At 72.7% G+C, this 8,714-nt stretch carries 7 protein-coding genes, 3 tRNA genes and 2 pseudogenes; 9 read left to right on the top strand and 3 right to left on the bottom strand.

The genetic code is table 11. The features are described from left to right. Positions 1-235 precede the first annotated feature (235 nt). Both recO and AC2W7G_RS04750 read left to right on the top strand, forming a co-directional pair. A pseudogene (gene recO / locus AC2W7G_RS04755) lies at positions 236-963 on the top strand (DNA repair protein RecO). An 11-nt stretch (positions 964-974) separates the two neighbouring features. After that, entirely contained in the window at positions 975-1,733 is a 759-nt protein-coding gene (locus AC2W7G_RS04750; RefSeq protein WP_485867424.1) for an isoprenyl transferase, read from the top strand. A 56-nt stretch (positions 1,734-1,789) separates the two neighbouring features. Here the strand turns inward: AC2W7G_RS04750 and AC2W7G_RS04745 are convergent, their stop codons facing one another. Then, positions 1,790-2,974 carry a zinc-dependent alcohol dehydrogenase gene (locus AC2W7G_RS04745; RefSeq protein ID WP_485867423.1) on the bottom strand — a complete coding sequence of 395 codons (1,185 nt, stop codon included), beginning with the start codon at positions 2,972-2,974 and terminating at the stop codon, positions 1,790-1,792. 111 nt (positions 2,975-3,085) lie between these two features. Between AC2W7G_RS04745 and AC2W7G_RS04740 the strand changes: the two are divergent. The 5 genes and pseudogenes from AC2W7G_RS04740 (at position 3,086) to AC2W7G_RS04720 (ending at position 5,955) form a co-directional block, all read left to right on the top strand. Beyond that, positions 3,086-3,864, top strand: a pseudogene (locus tag AC2W7G_RS04740) (fumarylacetoacetate hydrolase family protein). Continuing rightward, the gene (gene gltX / locus AC2W7G_RS04735; protein WP_485867422.1) at positions 3,861-5,363 is read left to right on the top strand and encodes a glutamate--tRNA ligase; all 1,503 of its coding nucleotides are present in this window, start codon (positions 3,861-3,863) and stop codon (positions 5,361-5,363) included. The pseudogene AC2W7G_RS04740 and the gene gltX overlap by 4 nt, the downstream one beginning before the upstream one ends. An 84-nt stretch (positions 5,364-5,447) precedes the next feature. After that, a tRNA-Gln gene (locus AC2W7G_RS04730) sits at positions 5,448-5,519 on the top strand. 28 nt (positions 5,520-5,547) lie between these two features. Next, positions 5,548-5,623 (top strand) — tRNA-Glu (locus AC2W7G_RS04725). A gap of 256 nt (positions 5,624-5,879) precedes the next feature. Beyond that, positions 5,880-5,955 (top strand) — tRNA-Glu (locus tag AC2W7G_RS04720). A gap of 99 nt (positions 5,956-6,054) precedes the next feature. On the opposite strand, the gene AC2W7G_RS04715 is transcribed toward AC2W7G_RS04720, so the two are convergent. Continuing rightward, on the bottom strand, positions 6,055-6,753 hold the full coding sequence (locus tag AC2W7G_RS04715; protein ID WP_485867421.1) for a hypothetical protein: 699 nt from the start codon (positions 6,751-6,753) through the stop codon (positions 6,055-6,057). Continuing rightward, positions 6,750-7,598 (bottom strand): hypothetical protein, encoded by an 849-nt coding sequence (locus AC2W7G_RS04710; protein ID WP_485867420.1) that lies wholly within the window; start codon positions 7,596-7,598, stop codon positions 6,750-6,752. Before AC2W7G_RS04710 ends, AC2W7G_RS04715 begins: the two co-directional genes overlap by 4 nt. A gap of 110 nt (positions 7,599-7,708) precedes the next feature. Here AC2W7G_RS04710 and AC2W7G_RS04705 point away from each other — a divergent pair, with 110 nt between their 5' ends. Continuing rightward, entirely contained in the window at positions 7,709-8,059 is a 351-nt protein-coding gene (locus AC2W7G_RS04705; protein WP_485867419.1) for an Ada metal-binding domain-containing protein, read from the top strand. After that, positions 7,942-8,714: AlkA N-terminal domain-containing protein (locus AC2W7G_RS04700; protein WP_485867418.1), on the top strand; the 773-nt coding region annotated here is incomplete at its 3' end. The genes AC2W7G_RS04705 and AC2W7G_RS04700, both read left to right, overlap by 118 nt.

Raw genomic sequence — 8,714 nt, 5'->3', positions numbered from 1 at the left:
TCGGCGGGCCCGTCTACGGCGGTCTGGTCGCCGGCGGCGGACCGGTCGGCCTGGCGGTCGTCACCGTCGGGGCACGGCCGTCGTCGGTCTCGTGGTGCTCGCCGTCGTCCTGGCCAGCCGCCTGGTCGGACCGTGGGTGGACACGACGCTCGACCCGGCGAACCTGCGGACCGCCTGACGTCGCGGACGGCGTGGGGGAGAGGCCGGTGTCGGCGCCGGGTGGCACGATGGTGCGGTGAGCCTCTACCGCGACCAGGCCGTCGTCCTGCGCACGCACAAGCTCGGTGAGGCCGACCGCATCATCACGCTGCTGGCCCGCGAGCGCGGGCTCGTGCGCGCCGTGGCCAAGGGCGTGCGCAAGACGTCCTCGCGCTGGGGCGCCCGCTCGAGCCGTTCATGCACGTCGACCTGCAGCTCGCCGAGGGACGCAGCCTCGACACCATCATCCAGGCGGTCACCCTGTCGGCGTTCGCCAAGGACCTCGGGGCCGACTACCCGTCCTACACGGCCGGCTCGGCGATGCTCGAGACCGCCGAGCGCCTGGTCGACGGCGACGGCGAGCCCGCGGTGCAGCAGTACCAGCTGCTCGTCGGCGCGCTGAACGCGCTGGCCACGCGCCGGCACAGTCCCGGGCTCATCCTGGACTCCTACCAGCTGCGCGCCCTCTCGGTCGCCGGCTACGCCCCGACGTTCGCCGCGTGCGCGCTGTGCGGGCTCGAGGGGCCGCACCGCAACTTCCACGTCCCCTCCGGCGGCACGCTGTGCGACCGGTGCCGCGTCCCGGGCTCGTCCAGCCCGTCCCCGGCGACCATCGAGCTGCTCGGGGCGCTGCTGGCCGGCGACTGGCCGGTCGCCGACTCCTCCGACGACCGGGCCCGGCGCGACGCCAGCGGCCACGTGTCGGCCTACCTGTCCTGGCACCTCGAGCGCGGCCTCCGCTCGCTGGCGCACGTCGACCGCTGAGGCCCCACTCGATGACCTATCGCCAGCCCACCCCGCACCCGAGTGGGGCCACCGCCCCGAGCCTGCCGCCCGAGCTCGTCCCCGCCCACGTGGCGATCGTCATGGACGGCAACGGACGCTGGGCCAAGGCCCGTGGCCTGCCCCGCACCGCCGGGCACGAGCGCGGCGAGGCGGCGCTGTTCGACGTCGTCGAGGGCGCCGTCGAGATCGGGGTCAAGGCGGTCAGCGCCTACGCCTTCTCCACCGAGAACTGGAAGCGCTCGCCCGAGGAGGTGCGCTTCCTCATGGGCTTCAACCGCGACGTCATCCGCCGCCGCCGCGACGAGATGCACGCCTTGGGTGTGCGGGTGCGCTGGGCCGGCCGCCGCCCGCGGCTGTGGCGCTCGGTCGTCCGCGAGCTCGAGATCGCCGAGGAGCTGACGAAGCACAACACCCGCTGCACCCTGACAATGTGCGTCAACTACGGCGGACGCGCCGAGATCGCCGACGCCGCCGCGGCGCTGGCCCGCGACGTCAAGGCCGGCCGCCTGGACCCGGAGAAGGTCACCGAGAAGGTGTTCGCCCGCTACCTGGACGAGCCCGACATGCCCGACGTCGACCTGTTCTGGCGCACGTCCGGCGAGCAGCGCACGAGCAACTTCCTGCCCTGGCAGGCGGTGTACGCCGAAATGGTGTTCAGCGACATCGCCTGGCCCGACGTCGACCGGCTCGCGCTGTGGGGCGCGATCGAGGAGTACGCGCGCCGCAACCGCCGCTACGGCAGCGCCTGACGCAGCACCGGGCCCGCCAGGCGAGGCCTGACGGGCCCGGGTCCCTGCCTGGGGGGTCAGGGCTTGAGGACGACCTTGACGTGGCCGTCGGCCTTCTTCTGGAACCGGTCGTACGCCATCGGCGCCTGGTCCAGGGGCAGGTGGTGGGTGGCGAAGTCGTCGACGCCCAGCGGGTCGTCGTCGGTGAGCAGCGGCAGGATGTCGTCCGCCCAGCGCTTGACGTTCGCCTGGCCCATGCGCAGCTGGATCTGCTTGTCGAACATGCGCATCATCGGCATCGGGTCGGCCATGCCGCCGTACACGCCGGACAGCGACACGGTGCCGCCGCGGCGCACGAGGTCGATCGCCGTGTAGAGCGCGCCGAGCCGGTCGACGCCGGCGGTCTTCATCATCGGCGCCGAGATCGCCGACGGCAGCAGGCCGGTCATCTTCTGCATGACCTTGGTGACGGGCGAGCCGTGGGCCTCCAGGCCGACCGCGTCCACGACCGAGTCCGGTCCGCGGCCGTCCGTCAGGCTCAGCACGACGTCGCGCAGGTCGTCGCCGTGCTCGCGCAGGTCGATGACGTGGACGCCGCGCGACCGGGCCCGCTCGAGCCGCTCGGGCACCAGGTCGATGGCGATGACCTTCTCGACGCCGCGCTGCTGCGCGACGCGCGTGGCCATGTCGCCGATCGGGCCGAGGCCCAGGACGAGCAGCGTGCCGCCGTCGGGGACGTCGGCGTACTCGACGGCCTGCCACGCGGTCGGCAGCACGTCCGACAGGAACAGGAAGCGGTCGTCGTCGGGGCCCTCGGGCACCTTGATGTGGGTGAACTGGGCCTGCGGGACGCGCAGGTACTCGGCCTGGCCGCCCGGCACCGAGCCGTACAGCTCGGAGTAGCCGAAGATCGCCGCGCCGGTGCCCTGCTCGCGCACCTGCGTGGTGTCGCACTGGGTCATGAGGCCCTGCCCGCACGGCACGCACGAGCCGCACGAGATCTGGAACGGGATGACGACGCGGTCGCCGACCTTGAGGTCGCCGACGCTCGAGCCGACCTCCTCCACGATGCCCATCGGCTCGTGGCCCAGGACGTCGCCGGGCTTCATGAACGGGCCGAGCGGCTCGTACAGGTGCAGGTCGGAGCCGCAGATCGCCGTGGACGTGATCTTGATGATCGCGTCGGTCGGCTGCTCGATGCGGGGGTCCGGCACCTCCTCGACCGAGACGTTGCGCGTGCCCTGCCAGGTGACTGCCTTCATGTAGGTCGCTCTCCCTCTTCGCGGTCGGACGTCCCGGGCCGTACCCGTCGCCGGGCGGGGGCAAAACGCCGGGGCGGGGCGCCGCGGCGCGCGGCCGATAGGCTGGCGGACGTGCGTATCGCCAGGTTTGCCGGGGACGACGATCCCCGCTTCGGAGTCGTTGGAGAGGAGGACGGCGTCCCCACGATCGCCGTCCTCAAGGGAGACCCGCTCTACGCGGGGTTCGAGCTGACCGGGCAGAAGGTGAAGGTCGAGGACGTCCGTCTGCTCGCCCCGGTCATCCCGCGCAGCAAGGTGGTGGGCATCGGGCGCAACTACGCCGACCACGCCGCCGAGCTGGGCAACGACGTGCCCGAGACGCCGCTCGTCTTCCTCAAGCCGAACACGAGCGTCATCGGCCCGGGCGAGCCGATCTTCCACCCCGAGCAGAGCTCGAACGTCCACTTCGAGGGCGAGCTCGCCGTCGTCATCGGCCGCATCTGCAAGGACGTGCCGGCCGCTGACGCGAGCAAGGTGATCTTCGGCTACACGGTCGCCAACGACGTCACCGCGCGCGACCTGCAGCAGAGCGACGGCCAGTGGGCCCGGGCCAAGGGCTTCGACACGTTCTGCCCGATCGGCCCGTGGATCGAGACCAACCTCGACCCGGCCGACCTGCGCGTGACGACGACGGTCAACGGCGAGACCAAGCAGGACGGGCGCACGTCCGACATGGTCCACAAGGTCGCCGACCTGATCGCGCACGTCTCGTCCTTCATGACCCTGCTGCCGGGCGACCTGCTGCTCACCGGGACGCCCGCGGCGTCGGCCAGGTGGTGCCGGGCGACTCGGTCAGCATCACGATCGAGGGTCTCGGCACCCTCACGAACCCGGTGGTGGACGCCTCGTGACCTACTCGACCGTTTCCGGCCCCGGCGACCGCCCGGTCGTCGGCCGCTTCTGCCCCTCGCCCACCGGCAACCCGCACGTCGGCATGGCCCGCACGGCGCTGTTCAGCTGGGCGTTCACCCGTCACCACGGCGGGAAGTTCGTCTTCCGCATCGAGGACACCGACGCCAGCCGCGACTCCCAGGAGTCCTACGACCTGCTGCTGGACGTCATGCGCTGGCTGGGCCTGGACTGGGACGAGGGCCCGGTCGTCGGCGGCCCAAACGGCCCGTACCGCCAGTCCGAGCGCATGGACGTCTACGCCGACGTCGCCCAGCGCCTGCTCGACGCAGGCCTGGCCTACAAGGCCTACGACACCGCCGAGGAGCTCGAGGAGCGCCGCGAGAAGGCGCGCGCCGAGGGCCGTCCCAGCGGGTACGACGGACTGCACCGCGACCTGACTGACAAGCAGCGTGCCGCCTTCGAGGCCGAGGGCCGCCAGCCGGTCATCCGGTTCAAGATGCCGCGTCGCGACTACACCTTCGACGACCTCGTCCGCGGGCCGATCACCTTCGGCGAGGCGGACGTCCAGGACTTCGTCATCGTCCGCGCCAACGGCCAGCCGCTGTACACGCTGACCAACCCGACCGACGACGCGATGATGGGCATCACCCACGTGCTGCGCGGCGAGGACCTGCTCAGCTCCACCCCGCGCCAGATCGCGCTGTACGAGGCGTTCGCGCAGATCGGCGTGGGCCAGGGCTTCGTGCCCGCGTTCGGCCACCTGCCGTACGTGATGGGCTCGGGGAACCGCAAGCTGTCCAAGCGCGACCCGGAGTCGAACCTGCTCGGCTACCGCGACCAGGGCTTCCTGCCCGAGGGCCTGCTCAACTACCTGGCGCTGCTGGGCTGGTCGCTGGACGCCGAGCGCGACGTGTTCAGCCTGGCCGAGATGGTCGAGGCGTTCGAGATCGGCCGGGTCAACCCGAACCCGGCCCGCTTCGACCTGGACAAGTGCACCGCCATCAACGGCTCGCACGTGCGCCTCCTGACGCCGGCCGAGCTCGTCGGCCGCCTCGTGCCGCTGTTCCAGGCCGAGGGCCTGGTCGCGGACCCGCCGACGGAGTTCCAGCTCGGCCTGCTCACCGCGGCCGCGCCGCTCGTCCACGAGCGCATGGCGCTGCTGAGCGAGGGCGTCTCGATGCTGCGCTTCCTGTTCGTCACCGACGACGCGTTCACCGTCGACGAGGCCGACCGGGCCAAGCAGCTGGACGAGAAGGGCCTGGAGGTCGTCCGCGCCGCCCGCGAGGCGCTCTCGGGGCTGACGACGTGGTCGACGGCGACGATCGAGGGGGCGCTGCGCGCCACCCTCATCGACGAGATGGGGCTCAAGCCGCGCGTCGCCTTCGGACCGGTCCGCGTCGCCACGACCGGCAGCCGCATCTCGCCGCCGCTGTTCGAGTCGCTGGAGCTGCTGGAGAAGCGCCGCACGCTGGCCCGGCTGGACGCGGCGCTGGCCTGAGCGTGGGGGACCCCGGTTTGGGACGCACCGGGGTCGTCGGGTAACGTTGTCTCTCGGTTCGGCGGAGCGATCCGGCGGCACCGGTGGGGTATGGTGTAATTGGCAACACGGCTGATTCTGGTTCAGTTGTTCTAGGTTCGAGTCCTAGTACCCCAGCTTCGAAGACATGGTTCTTCGACCTCCTGGCCCCGTTGTGTAGCGGCCTAGCACGCCGCCCTCTCAAGGCGGTAGCGCGGGTTCGAATCCCGTCGGGGCTACCAGGACCGCAAGGCCCCCGAGCATCGCTCGGGGGCCTTCGCCGTGTCTGGGGTTCTCGGGTCTACCTGGGGCCCCAGGGAGACCCGACGGTCCTCGGTCTGCCGGCCTGGGGGAGTCGAGGACACCGAGGGTGGTGCTGCCGGGCCGCCGTGGGCCCGCAGGAGCGACGGACGTCACCGGACCCCGATTCGGCGTCGCCAGAGGGCGCTGGTAGAGTCCTCTTCGGCTCAGGCGCTCCGGTGCCCGAGCCGCGCACGTGGCCCCGTTGTGTAGCGGCCTAGCACGCCGCCCTCTCAAGGCGGTAGCGCGGGTTCGAATCCCGTCGGGGCTACCACGTCGCAAGGCCCCCGAGCACCGCTCGGGGGCCTTCGTCGTCCCGGGCCGAGCCGGCGAACAGCGGGTCACGCCCCGAGCGCTCGGCCTAGCGCGAGCTCTAGCGGGGGACGAGGCCCGTGGCGCCCTGCCAGGAACCGTGCTCGGACAGTGGACGGAACCGGTAGGTCGCGAACTCGTGGTGGAAGTCGCGGCGCTCGCGCTCGCGCATGGCGTCCGCGTGCCGCGTCGGACCGGGCACGACGGAGCGGCCGTGGACCATCTCCAGCATCTGGCGGGTGCTGTGCCACACGGAGAACGTCGAGATCGTCCGGGGTGGACGAAGTCCGGCGACCGCGAGACTGACGCCCGGGTGGTCGCGCACGAGGCGCTCCACGGGTCGGCCGTGGTGGAGGAAGCGCGGGATCTCGGGGATGCGCATCCGGGCGAGCGTGACGGCCACGACCGGCTCGTCCTGGTCCCACGCACCCGCCCGAGCAGGCAACCCGGGGAACGCCGCGATGCTGGACCAGCGGCGCAGGTACTCCATCCGCACGTGCCACCCGGCGGCCAGGGAAAGTCCCAGCGGGTGGCGGGCCAGGAACCGGTCGAGGGCCGTCTCGTCCTGCCACTGGGCGAACACGGCCAGTCTCCGCAGCTGGAGCCGGTCCGGCGACACCACCGAGGCGCCGAGCCGCATCAGCGAGAGGCACTCCAGGTGGTCGAGCCCCGGCACGGAGGCCGGCGTGGGTGGGCGCAGCAGCGTCCTGGCGCCGGTCCGCCACGGGACCTCGGCGAGGTGGAAGCTGTGGATCATCATGACGCTCGCTGGAGCCGGTAGTGCAGCCGCAGGGCCGAGGCGCCCCAGACGCGGAGCTCGTGGTCCGTGCGCAGCACTCCGTGGGGGTCGACGTGGACGTGGAACGTCTCGTGCAGCGGGACCCGGGCCGCGTGCGCACGGGAACCGCGGACGACGACGTAGGCCCCGTCCTCGCCGAAACCTCCGCGGGGCGACTCCAGCAGCAGTCCTCCGTCGCCCGTGACCGAGGGACGGAGGAACACCTGCAGGTTGCCCGACTCGAGCGGGAACGCGACGTGGACGCTCGGCCGCGCGGCGCCGGGAAGCGTCCGCGCGGAGTAGGCACCGCTGAAGGCCGTCCGACCGCTGGCGCGCAGGGTCCGTGTCCACGCGGACGCGACCTGGACGCCGTGGCGGTCCCGGACCGGCGTGACGCTGCTGTCCATGCCGTGCGCGACGTCCAGCGGACGCATGGGCAGGGCGAGCTGCTCGACGCGGCGGCCCCACCACCGCGAGACCACCTCGCCGGCCGGCCAGAACACCGGTGACCATCCCGACCACACGTCCATCTGCCACGACCCGGTGTGCTCGTAGAAGTCGCGCACGAGCGGATGCAGGTCGCTCGCGCTGAACCCGGGGCCGTCCAGGACGGACATGGCCGGCAGCAGCCCGGCGTCGGGGTCAGCGGCGCCCAGCACGCCTCCGTGGCGCGCCGCTTCCGGCTCGATCCACTCCGTGCCCACCCGTGCCGACAAGCTCACCGGCGCGTCCAGCCACTGCTCGTCGCCGTCGAGGTCGACACGGCGGCCCGTGACGCGCCAGAAGCCTCGGGTCGCGAGGTCGAGCACGTGGGGCACGGACCGCATTGTGCCCCATGCGCACCGCGCGGCGGAGCGATTCGCTTGCTCGGTGCCCGACCCACGTTCGCGTCCGATTCCCGCCAGAACCCGTCGGCCCGACGCGTCATGATGGACGCGTGACCGACCTCCACGAGCAGCGCCACCGCGCCGTCGCCGCCCGCGACGCGCGCTTCGACGGCGTGTTCTTCACCGCGGTGCGCACCACCGGCATCTACTGCCGGCCGTCGTGCCCGGCGGTCACCCCGCGCATCCAGAACGTCGAGTTCTACGTCACCGCCGCCGCCGCGCAGGACGCCGGCTACCGCGCCTGCCGCCGCTGCCGGCCCGACACCGTGCCCGGCTCGCCGGAGTGGGACGTGCGAGCGGACGTCGTGGGCCGGGCCATGCGGCTGATCGGCGACGGCGTGGTCGAGCGCGACGGCGTCACCGGACTCGCGGCGCGCCTGGCTACAGCAGCCGGCACCTGACCCGGCTGCTGACCGACGAGCTCGGTGCCGGTCCGCTGGCCCTCGCCCGCAGCGCCCGCACGCAGACCGCCCGCCTGCTGGTCGAGACCACCACCATGCCCATGGCCGACGTCGCGTTCGCCGCCGGCTTCTCCTCGGTGCGCCAGTTCAACGACTCGATGCGGGCCGCGTACGGCATGACCCCACGCGAGCTGCGCAGCCGCGGCCGGCACGCGCCGCAGGCCAGCGGCACGCTGTCGCTGCGCCTGGCGGTGCGCCGGCCGTTCGCCGCCGGGCCGCTGCTGGAGTTCCTCGCCGACCACGTCGTGCCCGGCATGGAGACGGTCGAGGGACGCACGTACGTGCGCACCGCCCGGCTGCCGCACGGCCACGGCGTCCTGGCCCTCACGCTGCACGACGACCACGTCCGGTGCGACCTCGAGCTCGACGACCTGCGCGACACCGCGGTCGCGGTCGGCCGCGCCCGCCGTCTGCTCGACCTCGACGCCGACCCGGTCGCCATCGACGCGGTGCTTGCCGGCGACCCCGGACTGGCCCCGCCACGTCGCCGCGGAGCCCGGCCTGCGCCGTCCCCGGCTCGGTGGACGGCTTCGAGACTGCCGCCCGGACGATCGTGGGTCAGCAGGTCTCGCTCGCCGGCGCCGCGACCGTCCCT

This window comes from Aeromicrobium sp. PFPM2_SD2, assembly GCF_057364525.1.
The sequence above is the reverse complement of the archived record's forward strand: the minus strand, read 5'-3'. Positions and strand labels throughout refer to the sequence as shown.

Coding starts and splice junctions, on each gene's coding strand:
- AC2W7G_RS04715 (WP_485867421.1), bottom strand. CDS start 6,753: ATGATGATCCACAGCTTCCACCTCGCCGAGGTCCCGTGGCGGACCGGC.
- AC2W7G_RS04750 (WP_485867424.1), top strand. CDS start 975: ATGACCTATCGCCAGCCCACCCCGCACCCGAGTGGGGCCACCGCCCCG.
- AC2W7G_RS04745 (WP_485867423.1), bottom strand. CDS start 2,974: ATGAAGGCAGTCACCTGGCAGGGCACGCGCAACGTCTCGGTCGAGGAG.
- AC2W7G_RS04710 (WP_485867420.1), bottom strand. CDS start 7,598: ATGCGGTCCGTGCCCCACGTGCTCGACCTCGCGACCCGAGGCTTCTGG.